Here is a 19,196-nt window from a genome sequence, read left to right as displayed (position 1 = left end):
GCGCGCCTTGATCCTGCGCAAGGGCGCGCCCCGCCTGCGGCATCATGACCCTCATGCCCACCCCCACCTCCTGGTCGGTCTACCTGCTCCAGTGCCGCGACGGCAGCTATTACTGCGGCATCAGCAACGATGTGCAGGCCCGCTTCCAGGCCCACGTGCAGGGCCGCGGCGCGCGCTACACACGCGCCCACCCGCCCGTGTGCATCCTGGCCAGCCGCAGCTACCCCGACCGCGCCAGCGCCGCGCGGGCCGAATGGCAGGTCAAGCAGCTGCCCCGTGACCGCAAGCTGGCCTGGTTGCTGGGCGAGACCGGGGTGGTCGCATTGACCTGATCCACGCGCCCCTGATCACGCCGTACGTGCCGACGCTGGCCTAGCCTGGGTGCCCCCCGACTGCGGAGCTGCACCATGCACTACGACCTGTATTACTGGACCGGGCTGCAGGGCCGCGGCGAGTTCGTCCGCCTGGCGCTGGAAGATGCGGCCGCCGACTACACCGATGTGGCGCGCGTGGAAGGCGATGCGGCCATGAACGCCTTCCTGGAAGGCCAGCACGAGGGCGCGCGCCCGTTCGCACCTCCATTCCTCAAGGCCGGTCGCCTGGTGATCGCCCAGGTCGCCGGCATCCTGCATTACCTGGGCCCGCACCTGGGGCTGGTGCCGCAGGCCGAATCGCGCCGCCTGCAGGCGCTGCAGCTGCAGATGACCATCACCGACCTGGTCGCCGAGGTGCACGACACCCATCACCCGATCGCCAGCGCGCTGTACTACGAAGACCAGAAGACCGAAGCGCGGCGTCGCGCCGAGGACCTGCGCAGCAACCGCCTGCCCAAGTTCCTGGGCTATTTCGAGGACGTGCTGGAACAGGGCGGCGGCAGGCACGCGCTGGGCCAGCACTCCTACGTGGACCTGTCGCTGTTCCAGGTGATGAGCGGGCTGGAGTACATGTTCCCCAAGCGCATGGCCACCCTGGCGCCCACCCTGCCGCTGCTGCAGGCGCTCAGGGCGCGCATCGCGCAGCGACCGAACATCGCCGCCTATCTGGCCTCCGAGCGGCGGGTGGCGTTCAACACCCGCGGCCTCTTCCGCCACTATCCTGAGCTGGATGCGGCGTGAGGCAGCGCGCCTATCGAAGGCTCGCCGTGGACTGCAGCGACAACGCCGCCATCAACGCCGCCAGCGCGGCATAGGCGCCAGCGAACTGCCAGCACAGCGTGCGCCCCAGCCCTTCCAGCTGCCAGGGCAGGGTCAGCGCGCCGTTGGGGGCCACCGAATGGATCACCCCGAACAGGGTCATTGCCGCAGCCACCGCCCAGAAGACCGCCGCCCGCCGCAGCGCGCCATCGACCATCGCCGCCACCGCGCTGATCCACAGCATCGCAGTGAGGATGAAGCCGTTGCCCAGCACCAGGATCACCGCCATTTCCGGCAGGCCCTGGCCATTGACCGTGGTGGTCATCGCGACGAACTGCTCGGGCCCGATCCAGCCATGGGCCTTGATCAGCAGCAGGTAGGCCACCGAGGGCAAAAAACCCAGCACCATCGCCCCGGCATGCCTGTGCGGGGTGGCCTGGAAGGCCTGGGTGGTGATGTCGATGGCCACGTACACGATGATCGGCGAGAGCACCGCCAGCGGCAGCCACTGCACCAGCATCGACACCACCCCCAGCATGCCGCCGATACCGATGAACAGGCCCGTCAGCAGCGTGTAACCGCTGCGCGCGCCCATGTGCTTGTAAGCCGGCTGGCCGATGTAGGGCGTGGTCTGGGCCACCCCGCCGCAGACGCCGGCGATCAGGGTGGCGATGGCTTCCACCAGCAGGATGTCGCGGGTGCGGTAGTCGTCGCCGGCCGCACGCGCGCTTTCGGACACGTTGATCCCGCCGACCACCATCAGCAGGCCGAACGGCAGCAGCAGCGGCAGGTAGGCAAGCGCATCGGCCATGCCGGTGACGAAACCCAGCGACGGCAGCGGCAGCGCGATCTGCGGTGGCACCAGTTCGGGCAGCTTGAAGCCCGGCGCGCCCAGCCCGGCCAGGCCCAGCGCGTAATACAGCAGCGTGCCGACCACGAAGGCCACCAGCACCCCCGGCAGCTTGACCGGCAGCCGGCCCTTGGCGATCAGCACATACAGCAGCAGGCCCAGCGTCAGCAGGCCCACGACCGGCGACTTGAGCGTTTCCAGCAGCGGCAAGAAGCCCATCAGCACCAGCGCGATCCCGGCGATCGATCCCAGCAGCGCCGCACGCGGCAGCGCGCGGGTGACCGCTTCGCCAAAGAACGAGAGCACCAGCTTGAACAGTCCCATGATCATCAGTGCAGCCATGCCCAGCTGCCAGGTGGCCATCGCCGCCGCCTCGGGCGTCATCCCGCCGGCCTTGAAGCCGGCAAAGGCCGGGCCCAGCACCAGCAGCGCCATGCCGATGCTGGTCGGCGCGTCCAGCCCCAGCGGCATCGCGGTCACATCCTCGCGCCCGCTCCTGGCCGCCAGCCTGCGCGCCATCCAGGTGTAGGCCAGGTTGCCCACCAGCACCCCAAAGGCCGTGCCCGGGAACATCCGCCCGAACACCACCTCGGCCGGAAACCGGAAGATCCCCACCAGCGCCATCGCGATGAAGCCCAGGATCGACAGGTTGTCCACCACCAGACCGAAGAACCCATTGAGATCGCCGGCGACGAACCAGCGCGGGCGGAACGGAGAGGGCGAAGCGGCGTGGGACATGTCGACGTTCGCAAAAGCAGGGGAGGGCGATGCTAAGGGGTCGGCTTCGCGGCGAACAGCGCCGCCACGGCCGATCGCCACGCTCGAGCGCCACGAACACCGGCGCACGCGCTCAGAACGAGACCTCGACCGGCTGGCGCGACCACAGCACCGACTGGTGGCCGGTGGCCTGCTTCCAGGCCAGGCGGATGGCCTCGATGTCGGCGCGGCGCGCGGGCGTGTCAGGGTGCAGCACCACCAGCACCTTGGTCTCGAGCCGGCTGGGCTCGGCCGCGCCGCGGAACAACCACTGGCCCTCGGCATCGAACACGGTCAGGCCATCCGGGAAACGCGGGGTCACTTCCTTGTCCAGGAAGGCGCGCCACCGGGCCTCGCTGATCGGTGCACCCTGAGGCCGATCAACCGCGCCGCTCTCCTGGCCCACACCGAAGTACAGCTCGCTACGGATCCAGCCGGTGGCAGCCGCCGGGCGCAAGGCATCGCCCTGCAGTGAGGCGGTCGTGCCGACCTGCGGCGCAGCAGTGCCCTGCGTGGTGACGCAGGCGCCCAGGGTCAGCAGGGAAAGCAGCAGCGCGGCACGCAGCAACATCGGCACAAACTCCGGGAAACAGCTGAAGAAGAGGCGCACGGTGACGCACCTGGCGGCGCGCTGTCATGCCGGGACAACATCCGCCAACCTGCGCAGATGCCCCGATTGTCCGATCTGAATCGCGCTGGGGGAAGTCTGGAAAAGCGGAGCGCCCCCAGGCCCGTGCAGTCCAGCACCCGACACGTCGCTGCGAGGTCGGGGCGTGCAGGTGGTGGCGCCGGCAGCGCGTTGAACGGCGCCTCGCTCAGCACGCTGGCACAGCGGCGGCAGAGTGCAAGCAGCAGCGGTGTGACTGGCCTTCATGGCCAAGGGGCACGCCGCGCTCAGGGGGCGCGCCAGACCAGCGTGGCCAGCCGCCCGCTGCGGCCGTCACGTCGATGCGAGAAGAAGCGGCCGGGTGCGGAGATGGTGCACAGGCCGCCGCCATGGACATCGGTCACGCCCACGGCCGCCAGCCGGCGCCGCGCCAGCGCGTACAGGTCAACCCGCCAGTGGCCAGGCCGGGTGGCAATGAAGGCGGCTGCAGCCTCCGGATCGGAGGCGGTGAGCGCATCGAACACCTCCCGGCCGATCTCGTAGGCCTGCGGTCCGGCCGCCGGCCCCAGCCAGGCGCGGATGCGCGCAGGCGCCGTGGTCATCGCCGCAACCGTGGCTTCCAGCACGCCACCGGCCAGTCCGCGCCAGCCGGCATGCGCGGCCGCCACCTCGCTGCCATCTGCCGCGGCCAGCACCACCGGCAGACAGTCGGCGGTGAGGATCGCCAGGACCACTTCAGGCGTGGCGGTGACCGCTGCGTCGGCCTCGGGTTCCTCGGAAGCCGCGCGCGGCACCGCCAACGGCACATCCAAGCGCGCCACGCCGGTGCCATGCACCTGGCGCAGCCAGTGCGGCAGCGACGGCAGCTCGACCAACATCGCCAGTTCGGCACGGTTGGCTTCCACCTGGGCCGGCCTATCGCCGTCGCTCGCGCTGCGGTTGCCCAGGTTGAAGGTGTCGAACGGCGGCGCCGAGCCGCCGGCCCCGAAGCGCAGCGTGCTCAAGGCCCGCACGCCGGGCGGCGCCGGCCAGTCGGCGGGCAGCAGCGCGCTCATGCCGGCAGGCTCATTTGGCCTTGTGCGCGGCCGCGTCGGCGCGCAGGGCCGCCATCAGCGCCAGCATGTCGGCCGGAACCGGCGCACTGGTACGCACCGGCTCGCCGGTGGTGGGGTGGGTGAATTCCAGCGTCTCGGCGTGCAGCGCCTGGCGGCGGAAGCCGCGCAGCCGGGCGGTGAGTTCCTCGTCGGCGCCGCGCGGCAGGCGCAGCGGGCCGCCGTACAGCGGATCACCCACGATCGGGAAGCGCAGGTGCGCCATGTGCACGCGGATCTGGTGGGTGCGGCCGGTTTCCAGGCGGCACTCGACCGCGGTATGGCCGCGGAAGCGTTCGCGCAGGCGCACGTGGGTCACGGCATCACGGCCATCCTCGCGCACGGCCATCTTCAGGCGGTCGCGCGGGTGGCGGTCGATCGGCGCATCGACGGTGGCGCCGGAGACCATCGCCCCCACCACCACGGCCAGGTACTGGCGATGCACCTGGCGCGCGGACAGCTGGGCCACCAGCGAGGCGTGCGCCGGCAGGGTCCTGGCCACCACCATCACCCCGGAGGTGTCCTTGTCCAGGCGGTGGACGATGCCCGCGCGCGGCAGCGCCGACAGCGACCGGTCATGGAACAGCAGCGCGTTGACCAGGGTCCCGGTCGGATTGCCGGCGCCGGGGTGCACCACCAGCCCGGCCGGCTTGTCCAGGACGATGACCTCGCTGTCCTCATACAGGACCTGCAGCGCAATGTCCTCGGGCTGGGCGTGGGTCTGGGTGTCCAGCACCACCTGCAGGCTGGCGACCTGCCCGGGGGTCACCGGATCGCGCGTGCGCGCCTGCTCGCCGTCCAGCAGCGCATCGCCGGACTTGATCCATTCGGCTAGGCGCGAGCGGGAAAACTCCGGGAACAGCTCGGCCAGGACCGCGTCGAACCGGCGCCCGGCGGCATGCGCAGGCACCACCGCGGTGCGCGGACCTTCGGCGCTGGCCGAGTCCGGCAGGGTGTCGTGGTCGGGGGAAGCGGTCATTTCGTCACAGGGCCGTCGGGTTCGATTGACCGGACATTCATGGCCCGGCAGCGGCCTAGGCTATCATCGCCGCCTCGTTTCCCCGACGCGGCCCAGGCCGCCAGCCCATGTCCCAGCGCCTCGCAGCCCAGTTCACCCGCCCCGCCGTCCGCGTCCTGCTCCTGCTCCTGGTGGTGGCCCTCACCGCCACCGGCTGTGGCCGCAACAACAAGGACAAGGCCGCCGAGTCCCGTCCGGTGGAGGCCATCTACGCCGAAGCCCACGCCGACATGACCCACGGCAACTGGAGCGGCGCGGAGAAGCAGTTCCAGGCGCTGATCGCCCAGTACCCATACGGCCCGTACACCGAGCAGGCGCAGATGGAAATCGCCTACGCCCAGTACAAGTCCGGCAAGATGGACGAGGCGGTGTCCAGTATCGACCGCTTCCTGCGCACCTATCCCACCCAGCGCAACGTGCCCTACATGTACTACCTGCGCGGCCTGGCCAACGCCAGTCGCGACACGGTGTTCCTGCAGAAGGTCTGGCGCCTGGATTCCAGCCGCCGCGACCTGTCCACCCCGCTGCAGGGTTACAGCGACTTCAACACCGTCTCCGAGCGCTACCCCAACAGCCGCTACGCCGAGGATGCACGCCGGCGCATGATCGAGTTGCGCAACACCTTCGCCCGCCACGAGATGGACACGGCCCTGTATTACCTGAACCGCGGTGCCTACATCGCGGCGGCGACCCGGGCCAAGTACATCCTGGAAACCTACCCGCAGAGCAAGTACCAATACGACGCGGTCGCCGTCCTGGCCGAGGCCTACACCAGGCTGGACAACAAGACCCTGGCCGACGATGCCCGCCGCGTGCTGCAGATGAACGACCCGCAGCACCCGTGGCTGAGTGGCAACTGGCCCGACTATCCGATGACCATCCGCAAGCTCAACCCGTTCGCCGGCGAGAAGTCCGCGCTGGACAACGAGGACGCGCGCAGGCAGTGATCCGGGCCGCGCCAGCGCACGCACGGAACAGGGGCCGCAAGGCCCCTGTTTCGTCGCAACGCCCCCTGTGGGAGCCGCTTCAGCGGCGATGAGGCATTCCCGCAAGTGAGATCCCATCGCCGCTGAAGCGGCTCCCACGGGGGCTTTGTCAGCCCAGGCTCCTACGCCGGATAGCGGTTGCTGATCGGATAGCGACGTTCGCGGCCGAAGGCGCGCTGGGAGACCTTGGGGCCGGGCGCGGCCTGCTGGCGCTTCCATTCGCTCATGCGCACCAGGCGCAGCATGCGGTTGACCACCTCGGCGTCGAAACCGGCGGCGATGATCTCGGCACGCGACTGCTCCAGGTCCACGTAGCGGGTCAGGATGGCGTCCAGCACGTCGTAGGGCGGCAGCGAGTCCTGGTCCAGCTGGTTCTGGCGCAGTTCGGCCGAGGGCGGGCGCTCGATCACCCCCTGCGGGATCACCGGCGCGCCGCCGACGGTATTGCGCCAGCGCGCCAGCGCGAACACCTCGGTCTTGTACAGGTCCTTGATCGGCGCATAGCCGCCGCACATGTCGCCGTAGATGGTGGCGTAGCCGACCGCGTACTCGCTCTTGTTGCCGGTGGTCAACAGCAGCCCGCCGAACTTGTTGGACAGGGCCATCATGATCGCCCCGCGCGCGCGCGACTGCAGGTTCTCCTCGGTGGTGTCGGGCTGGCGGCCCTCGAACATCGGGCCCAGCGCGTCGAGGAAACCGGTGAACGCGCTTTCGATGGCGATGGTCTCCATGCGCACGCCCAGCGCCTGGCACTGCTCCTGGGCCAGCGAATTGGACAAGTCCGCCGTGTAGCGCGAGGGCAGGCGCACGGCGGTGACGTTCTCGGCGCCCAGCGCCTCGACCGCCATCGCCAGCACGATCGACGAATCGATGCCGCCGGACAGTGCCACCCACGCCTTGGAGAAGCCGTTCTTGCGGCAGTAGTCGGCGATCCCGCGCACCACCGCGCGCCAGGCCAGCGCATCGCGGCTCTCGTCGCCTTCGTCCTGCCACTGCACCGGCGTGAACATCCGGCTGTCGGCCTCGTAGTCCACCACCAGCCACTGCTCGGTGAAGGCCGAAGCCGCTGGCGAGATCTCGCCGTTGCCGCTGGCCACCACCGAGGCACCGTCGAACACCAGCGCATCCTGGCCACCGACCAGGTTGATGTAGGCCAGGGCCACACCGGTCTCGCGCACGCGCTGGGCCAGCAGCGCATCGCGCTGGGCGTGCTTGTTGTGTTCGAACGGCGAGGCGTTGGGCACCAGCACCAGCTGTGCGCCCTGCGCGGCGGTCTCGGCCAGCGGCTCGGGGAACCACAGGTCCTCGCAGATCACCAGGCCGACCGGCACGCCCTTGACCTCGAACACGCACGGGCCGCCGTCGGGATCGACGTGGAAATAGCGGCGCTCGTCGAAGACGTTGTAGTTGGGCAGCTCGCGCTTGCGATAGTTGGCAATGACTTGGCCATCGCGCAGCACGCAGGCGGCGTTGTAGAGCACGCTGCCGGCACTCTCCGGCCAGCCCACCACCGCGGTAATGTCCCCGCCGACCGCCCTGGCCACTTGCTCCATCGCCGCGTGGCAATCGGCCAGGAACGAGGGCCGCATCAGCAGGTCTTCCGGTGGATAGCCGCTCAGGGCCAGCTCGGGGAACAGCACCAGGTCGGCGCCGAATTCCTCACGGGCCAGCGCGATCTGGTCGATGATGCGGGTGGTGTTGCCCGCCAGGTCGCCGACCGGGAAATCGAACTGCGCCATCGCGATGCGGAGCGTTGCGGACATGGGTCACCTGGAGCGGAGGAAGCGGGAGAGACAGCCGCATTATTTCAGAACACGCAGGCCGGCTTGGTGGGAGCCGCGACAGCGGCGATGAAGCTTGACCGGTAACGCCTCATCGCCGCTGTAGCGGCTCCCACGGCAGGCCGCTTCTTGATTGGTTACTGGCCGAAGAATGCCTGCACATCGGCTACCTCGCGGGTGCGCGCAAACGGCGGCAGCGACTGCAGAAAGGTGCGGCCGTAGGCCTTGCTGGACAGGCGCGGGTCGCACAGCACCAGCACGCCGCGATCGGACTCGCTGCGAATCAGCCGGCCCACGCCCTGCTTGAGCGCGATCACCGCCTGCGGCAGCTGCTCGTCGCGGAACGGATTGCCGCCGGCGTTGCGGATCGCTTCCAGCCTGGCCTCGAACACCGGATCATCCGGCGCGGCGAAGGGCAGCTTGTCGATGGCCACCACGCTCAGCGCCTCACCAACCACGTCCACGCCTTCGCGGAAACTGGCCGAACCCAGCAGCACGCCGTTGCCCGATTCGCGAAAGCGCTGCAGCAGCGTGGCGCGCGGCGCCTGGCCCTGCACGAACAGCGGCCACGGCGCATCGCGCAGGGCTTGCGCGGCCTCGCGCAGCGCCCGGTGCGAGGCAAACAGCAGGAACGCACGGCCGCCGGAGGCATGCAGCACCGGCAACAGCGCGGCGATCAGGGCGGTGCCGTAGCCGCGCGCGTTCGGATCGGGCAGGCCGGGCGGCTGGTAGCACAGCGCCTGGCGCGGCCAGTCGAACGGGCTGGGCTGCAGCAGCGTGTGCGGATCGTCCAGGCCCAGCCGGGTGGCGATGTGGTCAAAGCCGCCACCCACCGCCAGCGTGGCTGAGGTGAAGATCCAGGCCGCGTGCGAGGCCTGCCGATGCTGGCGCAGCGGCGCGGACACATCCAGCGGCGTGCGCTGGCAGCGGAACCCGCGCGGGGTCAGCTCGTACCAGAACACGTCGGAGGAGCCGGGAGCCGGGACCCGGGACTCGGGACCCGGAATGGCAAAAGCCGCAGATGCCACGCCGTCCTGGTCTTCCCCGGGTCCCGGCGCTTGGCCCAGCCAGCGCTGCAGCCGGCCGCTGATCTCGCGTGCCCGGGCGTGGCAGGCATCCAGGCCCGGCGCGGCCGCGGCCAGCGGCGCCAGCACACCGGCCAGGTCCTGCAGCGCGATCATCAAGGTGTCAAAGCCCTCGGCCACCGCCGGACTGCCCAGTGCGCGCTGGCGGGTGCCGCGCGGTGGCAACCCTTCCATCGCCGCGCGCAGCTGACGCACGGAAAAGTCCAGGGCGCGCGCCAGCGGTTCGACCTGGGCCAACGCACCAGGCACCGCGCGGCTTTCGGCGAAGGCATCGCCGACCAGTTCCTGCAACGGACGCAGGCCGAAGGCTTCGCCGAAGAAGTTGGCCGCCAGTTCCGGCAGCTGGTGGGCCTCGTCGATGACGAAGGCCTGGGCACCGGGCAGGATCTCGCCGAAGCCTTCCTGCTTGAGCGCCAGGTCGGCCAGCAGCAGGTGGTGGTTGACCACCACGATGTCGGCGGCCTGCGCGCGCTGGCGCGCCTGGACCACGAAGCAGTCGTCCCAGAACGGGCATTCGGTGCCCAGGCAGTTGTCCACGGTCGAGGTCACCAGGGGCAGCAGCGGCGAATCCTCGGGCAGCGATTCCAGTTCGGCCATGTCGCCGTGGCGGGTGCGCCCGCTCCAGACCACGATCCGCTGGAACTGGTCGACCTGCTCGCGGCTGGCGAACTGCGGCGCGCCGCGCGCCTGGCCCAGCCGATAGCGGCATAGATAATTGGCGCGCCCCTTGAGCAGCGCCGCGCTGTGGCCCACGCCCAGCGCCGCGCGCACCCGCGGCAGGTCGCGGTGGAACAGCTGGTCCTGCAGCGCGCGGGTGCCGGTGGACAGGATCGCCTTCATCCCCGACAGCAGCACCGGGACCAGATAGGCGAAGGTCTTGCCGGTGCCGGTGCCGGCCTCGGCCAGCAGGGTGTCGCGCGCTTCCAGCGCATCGGCGATCGCGGCGGTCAGGCTCAGCTGGGCCTGGCGCGGGACGAACTGCTCCAGCCGCACCGCCAGCGCCCCGCCCTCACCCAACGCCTCGCGGCTGGCCTGGGACAGCTGCGACATCAGGCGCGGTTTCCCTGCCCCGCCAAGGCGGACCGGGCCGGCGCCGGTGCGCTCGGCAGTGGCTTGCCCGGCACGGCCCGGCTCACATCCGGTTGAACCCGGCCACGGTGCAGTTGGCGATCTGCGCGTGGGCCGAGATGGCGTTGCGGTCTTCGCCCCGGGCCAGCTGCGACTGCTCGATGGTGGCCCAGTGGCGGCGGCACAGCGGCCCGGTCCGCGAGCCCAGTGCCAGGGCCTTGCGCGCAAGCGTCTCGGCCCGCTCCCATTCGCCCAGGGCCAGGGCGACCTCGGCGCGTTCCTGCAGCACCGCCGGATCGTCCGGAGTGATCAGCAGCGCCTGGTTGAGTGCATCGGCCGAGGCCTTCCAGTCGCCGCGCCGCTGCGCGTCCAGCGACGCCTGGCGCAGGTCTTCCACTTGCGGATCGCGCACCGGTTGGATCGCCACCTCGCGGTCGTCGGCCCCGGCCACGGCCAGCACCGCGTTGAGCGCCTGGGTCGGGGTGAGCCGCGGCGGGGCCGGGGCCGGCGCTGGCGGTGGCTCGGTCACGCAGCCAGCCAGTGGCAGCAGCAGCGCAGCAGTCAGGGCAAGGCGGAAGGCACGGTTCATAGCGGGCTCGTGGACGGTGGCGGCGGTGGCAGGGACGGCAGTTCGCGCGCCGGCTGGTCCGGCTCCCTGGGCGGCAGGCCGAACCAGCGGCGCCAACCGCCGCTGCTGCTTTCCTCGCCGGTGTCGTAGAGCGGGCATGGCTGCTGGGACGGTGCAAAGCCGGCCACGAACGGGAACCGGCGCGCACCCGGGCAGCTGGCGTCGACCGCAGCCGATTCGGCTACCCACCTCCACTCCAGGCCTTCGCTGGAGACCTGCAACGGCGCACTGGGCAGGCGCGAGAAGATGCCCGACCAGACCCGCATCGCGCCGGTGGCGCCATACAGGCCGGTCTCCAGGTTCTGGTCGTTGCCCATCCACACCACGGCCAGGTGGTCGCCGGTGTAGCCGGCAAACCAGCTGTCGCGCCCGTCGTTGCTGGTGCCGGTCTTGCCGGCCGGCGACAGGCGCCCCAGGCCGTCGGACAGCAGCTGGCGGCCGGTGCCGTCGGTGACCGCCTCCTGCAGCGCGATGCTGATCAGGCGCGCGGCGATGGAATCGCCCTTCTGCGCCGCGGTCGGGGTCTTGTCGTAACGGTTGAGCACCCGGCCCTGGGCATCGATCACGCCGCGCACCGCGTGCAGCGGCTGGATCTGGCCGCCGGAGGCCAGAAACTGGTACGCCTGCGCCATCGCATACGGGCTCTGGTCGGTGGCGCCCAGCAGCAGCGAGGGATTGGGATCGGCCTGGATGCCGGCCAGCACCTTGAGCAGCTCGGCCACCCGTTGCGGATCGACCTTCATGCCCAGCGCTACGGTGGCCTGGTTGTAGGAACGGGCCAGCGCATCGATCAACCGGACCCGGCCATGGCTGCGGTTGTCTGCATTGGCCGGGCGCCAGCGCTTGCCGCGGCCCAGCGGCACGGTGATCGGCGCATCGTCGATCCAGCTGGCCAGCGACCAGCTGTCCGGCTGGGCCAGCGCCAGCAGGTAGACGAACGGCTTGATCAGCGAACCGACCTGGCGCTGGGCCTCCAGCGCACGGTTGAAACCGGGCGCGGCCACCTGGCGGTTGCCGATCACCGCCAGCACGTCGCCATTGTGCACGTCGGTCATCACCAAGCCGGCCTGCAGCGGCGGACGCTTGCCCTTTTCCAGCCGGGTGATGGTGCCGGTCACCGCGCCTTCGGCGTAGGCCTGGGCCGAGGGCGACATGCCGGTCATCACGGTCAGCCCAGCGCCCTGCAGCGCGTCTTCGGGATAGTCATGGGCCAGCTGGCGGCGGACCAGGTCGACGTAGGCCGGGAACCGGTTGGCCGCGGTGATCCCCGGTTCCCGGGTCACGCCCAGCGGTGCGGCCACGGCGCGGTCGAACTCTTTCTGGTCGATCAGTTTGGTCGCCAGCATCCGGCGCAGGGCCAGGTCGCGGCGTTCCCTGGCGCGCTCGGGGTGGCGGCGCGGATCGTAGTAGGACGGGCCTTTGACGATCCCGATCAGCAGCGCCATCTGCTCGGTGGACAGGCTGTCCAGCTCGCGCCCGAACCAGAACTCGGAAGCCGCCGACACGCCATGGATGGCCTGGCCGCCGCGCTGGCCCCAGTACACCTGGTTGAAGTAGGCCTCCAGGAGGGTGCGCTTGTCGTAGCGCGCCTCCAGGATCACCGCATAGAGGATCTCGTTGAACTTGCGGCCAAGGGTCTGCTCGCGGCCGATGCCGAGCAGGCCACTGCGGGCCAGCTGCTGGGTCAGGGTGCTGGCGCCCTGGCGCACCTGCCCGGCGCTGGCGAGGAACTCCCAGCCCGCGCGCGCGATGCCGGACAGGTCGATGCCGTGGTGGGTGGCAAAGTCGCGGTCCTCCACCGCCTGCAGGCCGGTGACCAGCAATTCCGGCACGTCCTCCAGGCGAACCAGGCGGCGCTCTTCCTGACGCTTGCCGTACAGGGTGGCGATGCGGGCCGGGTCCAGCCGCGAGGACCTGATGTTGCGGCCACGGGCCAGGTCGCGCAGGCCCAGCACCTCGCCATTGGACAGGGTCACCTGCACCCGGGTGGCCGGGATGATGTGGTCCACGTCGGTGAAACCCCGGCTGGCGATGGTGAAACGGTTGCCGCTGCGGGCGTAGGTTCCCGGTGCCTGGCCGGTGTCGTCCTCCTGGTAGGAGGCCGCGTCCAGCTCGGTCTTCAGCGTGGCCGCGTCCAGTGCCTGGCCCGGGGCCAGCGGCAGCGGACGCGCGTAGACCCGCGTGGGGATCTGCCACTGCAGCGCACCAAAGCGCTGGCTCACCTGGTGGTTCAGGTAGGCCACGTAGGGAATCATGAAGCCCAGTCCCAGTCCGGCCAGGGCCAAGGCAAGGGTGATCAGGCGGCGGCGCCACACCGAAGCGGGCCGTGCGTGAGCTTCGTCTTCCTGATCGTCGTACGTGTCGTCGGCGTCGTGTTCGTCGTCGTTGCGGGCCACTTCGGATGCGACAATGGAAAGGACTGGAGAGTCTAGCAGGCCGATGAACCCCGGACTTGCAAGGCCCGCCGCCCGATCAGCTGGAGTCAGGACCGCCCATGTCGATGCTGCTGGATGACGCGCGCTTCCTGTTCACGCGCGCGACGTCCACCCTGCGCCGGATGGTGGCCAGCGCCCGGACCCGCGGCCTTGCGCCCACCGCCCACCGCGCCTGGCAGCGCCTGGCCGGGCAACTGCGCCGCCCGCTCGCCGCCGCGCCGCTGTGGCTGCCGGCCTGCGAACCCTTCGCCCCGTTTGCGGTGCCGTGCTCGGAAGCGCCGCGGGCGAGCATCGTCATCCCGGTCTACGGCCAGCTGCAGATGACCGTGGATTGCCTGCGCGCGCTGGCCGCGCATCCGCCAGGGCTTGCGGTGGAGATCATCGTGGTCGACGACGGCTCGCCCGACGCCAGCGGCCAGTGCCTGCCGCAGGTGCAGGGCCTGCGCTACCACCGGCGCGCGACCAACGGCGGCTTCATCGCCGCCTGCAACGACGGCGCGGCGCTGGCGCGCGGCGACTACGTGGTGTTCCTCAACAACGACACCCTGCCCCAGCCCGGCTGGCTGGAGGCGCTGCTGGCCACTTTCACCAGCCATCCGCAGACCGGCCTGGCCGGGGCCAGGCTGGTCTATCCCGATGGCCGCCTGCAGGAAGCCGGCGCGGTGGTGTTCGCCGATGGTTCGGCCTGGAATTACGGGCGCTTCGATGCGCCACACGATCCGCGCTACAGCTACGTGCGCCAGGCCGATTACGTCTCCGGGGCCGCGATCGCCGTGCCGCGGGCGCTGTTCGAACGCCTCGGCGGCTTCGACGCCCGCTACGCGCCGGCCTACTACGAGGACACCGACCTGGCCTTCGCCGTGCGCGCGGCCGGCTACCAGGTGCGCTACCAGCCGGGCTCGGTGGTGGTCCATCGCGAAGGCGCCACCGCCGGCACCGACGAGAACACCGGGATCAAGGCCTGCCAGCTGCGCAACGCCGGCGTGTTCGCCGACAAGTGGCGTGCGGCCCTGGCCCGGCAGCCGGCGCAGCGCAGGCCACCTTCGCCGGCCAGCCTGCATGCGGGCCAGCGGCAGGTGCTGGTGATCGACGCCTTGACCCCCAGGCCCGATCGCGATTCGGCCTCGCTGCGGCTGGTCAACCTGATCGCGCTGCTGCAGCAGGAAGGCGCGCACGTGTGCTTCATCGCCGCCGATGCGGGCCTGGTCCCCGGCTACACGCCGGCGCTGCAGGGCATGGGCGTGGAGGTCTGGCATGCGCCTTTCGTCAAGGGCCTGCCGCAGTTCCTGCGCCAGCACGGTGGCCGCTTCGCGCGGGTGCTGGTGTGCCGCCATTACGTGGCCGATGCGCTGCTGCCACTGTTGCGCAAGCACGCGCCGCAGGCCAGGGTGATTTTCGACACGGTGGACCTGCACTACCTGCGCGAGCGCCGTGGGGCGCAGACCCTGGGCGACCCCGTACTGCTCAGGCAGTCCCAGGCCACCCAGGCGCTGGAACTGGCGGTGATGCATGCCGCCGACACCACGCTGGTGGTCAGCACCGTCGAACGCGAGGAACTGGCGCGTCAGGCGCCGGCGGTGCACGTGGAAATCCTGTCCAACCTGCACCAGCCCGGCGGCGCCGGCGCGGCGTTCCAGGCGCGCCGCGACCTGCTGTTCGTCGGCGGCTTCCACCATCCGCCGAACGTGGACGCGGTGGTCTGGTTTGCCCATGCCATCTTCCCGCTGGTCCGCGCGCAGCTGCCGCAGGTGCAGTTGCACATCGTCGGCATCGCGCCGCCGCCGCCGATCCAGGCGCTGGCCAGTCAGCCCGGCATCCTCGTGCACGGCCACGTCCCGGACCTGCTGCCGCTGCTGGAAGGCAGCCGCATCGCGCTGGCGCCGCTGCGCTACGGCGCAGGGGTCAAGGGCAAGATCAACCAGGCCATGGCCCACGGCCTGCCGGTGGTGGCCACCACCGTGGCGGTCGAAGGCATGCACCTGCGCGATGGCCTGGATGTGCTGGTGGCCGATACACCGCAGGCGTTCGCTGCCGCGGTGGTGCGCCTGCATGGCGATGCGCGGCTGTGGCAGCAGCTGGCCGCCAATGGCATCGACAACGTGCAGCGGCATTTTTCGCTGGACGCGGCGCGGGCCACGGTGCGGCGCGTGTTCTTTTGACGAGCCGATGCCTTGATCGGGTGGACGTGCCGGTGACAGCTCGCACCGGCCACGTCGACCCCATTGCCCGGCCTTCTCTCAGACGCGGCCAACCAACGCCTCAGCCGCGGATCACGCTCTGCGCCGCCTCCACCACATGGTCGGCGGTGAAGCCGAAATACGGGAACAGCTGTTCCGCCGGGGCCGACTCGCCAAAGGTGGTCATGCCCACCACGGTGCCGTCCAGGCCCACGTACTTGAACCAGAAATCGGTCGAGGCCGCTTCCACCGCCACCCGGGCGCGGATCGAGGGCGGCAACACCGACTCGCGGTAGCCCAGGTCCTGGCGGTCGAACACGTCGGTCGAGGGCATCGACACCAGGCGGGTGGGGATGCCCGCGGCCTGCAGCTTCTCGCGCGCCTGTGAGGCGATGCCCACTTCCGAACCGGTCGCGATCAGGATCACCTTGGCGGTGCCGCCCTCGGCCTCGGCCAGCACGTAGCCGCCGCGGTAGATGCCGTCGATGCCGGCCTTGTCGCGCGGCTGCGGCTTGAGGTTCTGGCGGCTGAAGACCAGGCAGCTGGGGCCATCGGTGCGGGTCACCGCGGCTTTCCAGCAGGCCGCCGTTTCCACCGCATCGCACGGGCGCCACACATCGTTGCCCGGGATCAGGCGCAGGCTGGCCAGGTGCTCGACCGGCTGGTGAGTCGGGCCGTCCTCGCCCAGGCCGATCGAGTCGTGGGTGTACACGTGGATGGCGTGGCTGCGCATCAGCGCGCTCATGCGCACCGCGTTGCGCGCGTAGTCGCTGAAGGTCAGGAAGGTGGCATCGAAGGGAATGAAGCCGCCGTGCTGGGCCACGCCGTTGACGATGGCACTCATGCCGAACTCGCGCACGCCGTAATGCACGTAGTTGGCGCCCGGGTCGTCACCGACGGCGGTCTTGGCGTTCTTCCACAGGGTCAGGTTGGACGGGGCCAGGTCGGCCGAGCCGCCCAGCAGTTCGGGCAGCAGCGCGGCGAAGGTCTCGATGGTCTGCTGGGAGGCCTTGCGCGAGGCGATTTCCGGGCTTTCGGCCTGCAGCCTGGCCACGTAGGCGTCGGCGGCCTGGACGAAGTCTTCCGGTAATTCGTGGTGCGAGCGGCGGATCAACTCGGTGGCCTGGGCCGGGAGCTGCCTGGCATATTTGTCGAACAACTGCTCCCACTCGGCCTGGCGCAACGAACCGGCACCGCCGGCGCGCCAGCCGTCGTAGATCTCCTGCGGGATCTCGAAGGCCGGGTACGGCCAGTCCAGCGCCTTGCGCGTGGCTTCCACTTCCTCCTTGCCCAGCGCCGAGCCGTGGCTGGATTCCTTGCCGGCCTTGTTGGGCGAACCGAACCCGATGGTGGTCTTGCAGGCGATCAGGGTCGGGCGATCGGTGATGGCGAGCGCTTCCTCGATCGCGGCCTTGATCCGGTCCGGGTCGTGGCCGTCGATCGGGCCGATGGTGTGCCAGCCGTAGGCGGCAAAGCGCGCCGGGGTGTCGTCGGTGAACCAGCCTTCGGTCTCGCCGTCGATGGAGATCTTGTTGTCGTCCCAGAAGGCCACCAGCTTGCCCAGGCCCAGGGTCCCGGCCAGCGAGGCGGCCTCGTGCGAGATGCCCTCCATCATGCAGCCGTCGCCCATGAACACCCAGGTGCGGTGATCGACGACGCTGTACTCGGGGCGGTTGTAGCGCTGGGCCAGCAGCTTCTCGGCCAGGGCGAAGCCCACCGCGTTGGCAAAGCCCTGCCCCAGCGGACCGGTGGTGGTCTCGATCCCGGGGGTGAGGTGGCTCTCCGGGTGACCCGGGGTCCTGGAATGCAGCTGGCGGAAATTCTTCAGTTCCTCCAGCGGCAGGTCATAGCCGGTCAGGTGCAGCAGCGCGTACTGCAGCATCGAGCCGTGGCCGTTGGACAGCACGAAACGGTCGCGGTTGAACCACTTGGGATTGTTGGGATTGTGGCTGAGGTAGTCGTTCCACAGCACTTCGGCGATGTCGGCCATGCCCATGGGCATGCCCGGATGGCCGGAATTGGCGGCCTGGACCGCATCGGCGGCGAGGAAACGGATGGCGTTGGCGAGCTGACGGCGGGTGGGAGCGGGCATGTCGGGGACGGGCAAAAGACGGCGCAAGCAACGCCAGGAACCCGCATTGTCCCATCCCGGCCCGTTCCGGTGAAATGAACCCTCGCCCGCACGTCCGGCCGGGCCGGTCAGGCGTTGATGGCGTCCGGGTCGGGCGCGTCCTGCTCGCCCCGGGAGACCAGGGTGGCCAGCACCAGGTCACCGGTGGTGTTGAGCGTGGTGCGGCACATGTCCAGGAACCGGTCCACGCCCAGGATGATGCCGATCCCTTCCGGCGGCACCCCGACCATGCCGCAGATCAGCGCCACCACCGGCAGCGAACCGGCCGGCACCCCGGCGGTGCCGATTCCGCCCAGGATGCACACCAGCATCACCGTGACCTGCTGGGTCAGCGAAAGCTCCACCCCGAAGAACTGGGCCAGGAACAGCACGGTGACACCTTCGAACAAGGCCGTGCCGTTCTGGTTGGCGGTCGCGCCCACGGTCAGCACGAAGCGCGAGACCTTGCTCGGCAGGTGCAGGTTTTCTTCGGCCACCCGCAGCGAGGTCGGCAGGGTGGCATTGGACGAGGCGGTGGAAAAGGACAGCACCATCACCTCGCGCACCGCGCCGAACCATCTCAGCGGCGACCAGCCGGCCCACTTCAGCAGCGCCGAATAGACCACGAACATGTGGATCGCCAGGGCCAGCACCACCACCCCGACATAGGCGCCGAGCCTGAGCAGCAGGTCCCAGCCGAACAGCGTGGCCAGGTTGAACATGAAGCAGAACACCGCGTACGGCGCCAGCCTGATCACCAGGGTGATCAGGGTCATGGAGATCTCGAACAGGCCTTCGACCGCATTGCGGAACACGGCGGTCTTCTCGCTGCGGGTCAGGACCACGCCCACCCCGATCATCAGGGCAAAGAACATCACCCCCATGATCTGGTCGTTGGCGGCGGCACTGACCACGTTGGCCGGCACGATCGACAGCAGCATGTCCGCCCCACCCGGTGCGGCCTTGCCCTTGCTGATGATCGCCTGGGCACGCTCGGCGCCGGCGTCCAGCATCTGCCGGGCAACGACCGGGTCGGTGCCGGCCCCGGGCTTGAACAGGTTGACCAGCACCAGGCCCAGGACCACGGCCAGCCCCGAGGCCAGGATGGTGTAGCCCAGGGTCTTCCAGCCGATCCGGCCAAGCGCGCGCACGTCGCCCATTTCCGAGATGCCGCACACCAGCGCCGAGAACAGCAGCGGCAGCACCAGCATGAAGATCAGGCGCAGGAAGATGGTGCCCGCCGGCTGGGTCACGCTGGTCACGTGCCTGACCCATTGCGCATCGGCGCCCACGGTGCCGTGCACGATCAGGCCCAGCACCAGGCCCAGCATGAATCCGATCAGCATCTTCCAATGCAAGGGGAGCCTGGACTTGCCGGAAGCAGCTTCGGTCATGCGAAAGATCCTGGTGGGTACGGGCAAGCACGGGAGCTTAACAAAGGTGTCCGTCGCGCTTCGGCCACACCCGCACG

Annotated in this window: 14 protein-coding genes; 4 read left to right on the top strand and 10 right to left on the bottom strand. The window is 70.0% G+C overall.

The features are described 5' to 3' along the window. Positions 1-53: 53 nt before the first annotated feature. On the top strand, positions 54-332 hold the full coding sequence (locus DSC_RS03990) for a GIY-YIG nuclease family protein (protein ID WP_014159847.1): 279 nt from the start codon (positions 54-56) through the stop codon (positions 330-332). 75 nt (positions 333-407) lie between these two features. Beyond that, positions 408-1,115: a glutathione S-transferase gene (locus DSC_RS03985; RefSeq protein WP_014159846.1), complete on the top strand. Its 708-nt coding sequence runs from the start codon at positions 408-410 to the stop codon at positions 1,113-1,115. 10 nt (positions 1,116-1,125) lie between these two features. On the opposite strand, the gene DSC_RS03980 is transcribed toward DSC_RS03985, so the two are convergent. The 4 genes from DSC_RS03980 to rluD all read right to left on the bottom strand — a co-directional run bounded on the left by DSC_RS03980 (position 1,126) and on the right by rluD (position 5,416). After that, entirely contained in the window at positions 1,126-2,721 is a 1,596-nt protein-coding gene (locus DSC_RS03980) for a SulP family inorganic anion transporter (RefSeq protein WP_014159845.1), read from the bottom strand. A 112-nt stretch (positions 2,722-2,833) separates the two neighbouring features. Then, positions 2,834-3,310 (bottom strand): DUF3574 domain-containing protein, encoded by a 477-nt coding sequence (locus tag DSC_RS03975; protein ID WP_014159844.1) that lies wholly within the window; start codon positions 3,308-3,310, stop codon positions 2,834-2,836. Positions 3,311-3,633: 323 nt separating this feature from the next. After that, positions 3,634-4,401 (bottom strand): peptidoglycan editing factor PgeF, encoded by a 768-nt coding sequence (pgeF, locus tag DSC_RS03970; protein WP_014159843.1) that lies wholly within the window; start codon positions 4,399-4,401, stop codon positions 3,634-3,636. Between the two features lie 10 nt (positions 4,402-4,411). Then, the gene (rluD, locus tag DSC_RS03965) at positions 4,412-5,416 is read right to left on the bottom strand and encodes a 23S rRNA pseudouridine(1911/1915/1917) synthase RluD (protein WP_014159842.1); all 1,005 of its coding nucleotides are present in this window, start codon (positions 5,414-5,416) and stop codon (positions 4,412-4,414) included. A 107-nt stretch (positions 5,417-5,523) separates the two neighbouring features. Here rluD and DSC_RS03960 point away from each other — a divergent pair, with 107 nt between their 5' ends. After that, positions 5,524-6,402: an outer membrane protein assembly factor BamD gene (locus DSC_RS03960; RefSeq protein WP_014159841.1), complete on the top strand. Its 879-nt coding sequence runs from the start codon at positions 5,524-5,526 to the stop codon at positions 6,400-6,402. A 161-nt stretch (positions 6,403-6,563) separates the two neighbouring features. On the opposite strand, the gene DSC_RS03955 is transcribed toward DSC_RS03960, so the two are convergent. The 4 genes from DSC_RS03955 to mrcB all read right to left on the bottom strand — a co-directional run bounded on the left by DSC_RS03955 (position 6,564) and on the right by mrcB (position 13,399). Continuing rightward, complete coding sequence (locus DSC_RS03955) at positions 6,564-8,204, bottom strand: NAD+ synthase (protein ID WP_014159840.1); 1,641 nt, start codon at positions 8,202-8,204, stop codon at positions 6,564-6,566. A 155-nt stretch (positions 8,205-8,359) separates the two neighbouring features. Then, the gene (gene yoaA, locus DSC_RS03950) at positions 8,360-10,357 is read right to left on the bottom strand and encodes a DNA repair helicase YoaA (protein WP_014159839.1); all 1,998 of its coding nucleotides are present in this window, start codon (positions 10,355-10,357) and stop codon (positions 8,360-8,362) included. An 82-nt stretch (positions 10,358-10,439) separates the two neighbouring features. Then, positions 10,440-10,964 (bottom strand): hypothetical protein, encoded by a 525-nt coding sequence (locus DSC_RS03945; RefSeq protein ID WP_014159838.1) that lies wholly within the window; start codon positions 10,962-10,964, stop codon positions 10,440-10,442. Continuing rightward, positions 10,961-13,399 carry a penicillin-binding protein 1B gene (mrcB, locus tag DSC_RS03940; RefSeq protein ID WP_014159837.1) on the bottom strand — a complete coding sequence of 813 codons (2,439 nt, stop codon included), beginning with the start codon at positions 13,397-13,399 and terminating at the stop codon, positions 10,961-10,963. Before mrcB ends, DSC_RS03945 begins: the two co-directional genes overlap by 4 nt. Before the next feature lie 98 nt (positions 13,400-13,497). On the opposite strand from mrcB, the gene DSC_RS03935 reads away from it, so the two are divergent. After that, positions 13,498-15,597, top strand: coding sequence for a glycosyltransferase (locus tag DSC_RS03935; RefSeq protein WP_014159836.1), 2,100 nt, complete (start codon positions 13,498-13,500; stop codon positions 15,595-15,597). Positions 15,598-15,697: 100 nt separating this feature from the next. On the opposite strand, the gene tkt is transcribed toward DSC_RS03935, so the two are convergent. Beyond that, entirely contained in the window at positions 15,698-17,707 is a 2,010-nt protein-coding gene (tkt, locus tag DSC_RS03930; RefSeq protein ID WP_014159835.1) for a transketolase, read from the bottom strand. A gap of 107 nt (positions 17,708-17,814) precedes the next feature. Further along, the gene (locus DSC_RS03925) at positions 17,815-19,119 is read right to left on the bottom strand and encodes a dicarboxylate/amino acid:cation symporter (protein WP_014159834.1); all 1,305 of its coding nucleotides are present in this window, start codon (positions 19,117-19,119) and stop codon (positions 17,815-17,817) included. Positions 19,120-19,196: the final 77 nt, after the last annotated feature.

The organism is Pseudoxanthomonas spadix BD-a59 (genome assembly GCF_000233915.3).
GTDB classification, from domain to species: domain Bacteria; phylum Pseudomonadota; class Gammaproteobacteria; order Xanthomonadales; family Xanthomonadaceae; genus Pseudoxanthomonas_A; species Pseudoxanthomonas_A spadix.
This window is presented reverse-complemented; position numbering and strand designations above follow the sequence as displayed.

What these genes read in the sequence shown, in the direction of transcription:
- DSC_RS03925 (WP_014159834.1), bottom strand. Translation starts at nt 19,119, where the DNA reads ATGACCGAAGCTGCTTCCGGCAAGTCCAGGCTCCCCTTGCATTGGAAG.
- tkt (WP_014159835.1), bottom strand. Translation starts at nt 17,707, where the DNA reads ATGCCCGCTCCCACCCGCCGTCAGCTCGCCAACGCCATCCGTTTCCTC.
- pgeF (WP_014159843.1), bottom strand. Translation starts at nt 4,401, where the DNA reads ATGAGCGCGCTGCTGCCCGCCGACTGGCCGGCGCCGCCCGGCGTGCGG.
- DSC_RS03960 (WP_014159841.1), top strand. Translation starts at nt 5,524, where the DNA reads ATGTCCCAGCGCCTCGCAGCCCAGTTCACCCGCCCCGCCGTCCGCGTC.
- rluD (WP_014159842.1), bottom strand. Translation starts at nt 5,416, where the DNA reads ATGACCGCTTCCCCCGACCACGACACCCTGCCGGACTCGGCCAGCGCC.
- DSC_RS03975 (WP_014159844.1), bottom strand. Translation starts at nt 3,310, where the DNA reads ATGTTGCTGCGTGCCGCGCTGCTGCTTTCCCTGCTGACCCTGGGCGCC.
- DSC_RS03955 (WP_014159840.1), bottom strand. Translation starts at nt 8,204, where the DNA reads ATGTCCGCAACGCTCCGCATCGCGATGGCGCAGTTCGATTTCCCGGTC.
- DSC_RS03990 (WP_014159847.1), top strand. Translation starts at nt 54, where the DNA reads ATGCCCACCCCCACCTCCTGGTCGGTCTACCTGCTCCAGTGCCGCGAC.
- DSC_RS03945 (WP_014159838.1), bottom strand. Translation starts at nt 10,964, where the DNA reads ATGAACCGTGCCTTCCGCCTTGCCCTGACTGCTGCGCTGCTGCTGCCA.
- yoaA (WP_014159839.1), bottom strand. Translation starts at nt 10,357, where the DNA reads ATGTCGCAGCTGTCCCAGGCCAGCCGCGAGGCGTTGGGTGAGGGCGGG.
- DSC_RS03980 (WP_014159845.1), bottom strand. Translation starts at nt 2,721, where the DNA reads ATGTCCCACGCCGCTTCGCCCTCTCCGTTCCGCCCGCGCTGGTTCGTC.
- DSC_RS03935 (WP_014159836.1), top strand. Translation starts at nt 13,498, where the DNA reads ATGTCGATGCTGCTGGATGACGCGCGCTTCCTGTTCACGCGCGCGACG.
- DSC_RS03985 (WP_014159846.1), top strand. Translation starts at nt 408, where the DNA reads ATGCACTACGACCTGTATTACTGGACCGGGCTGCAGGGCCGCGGCGAG.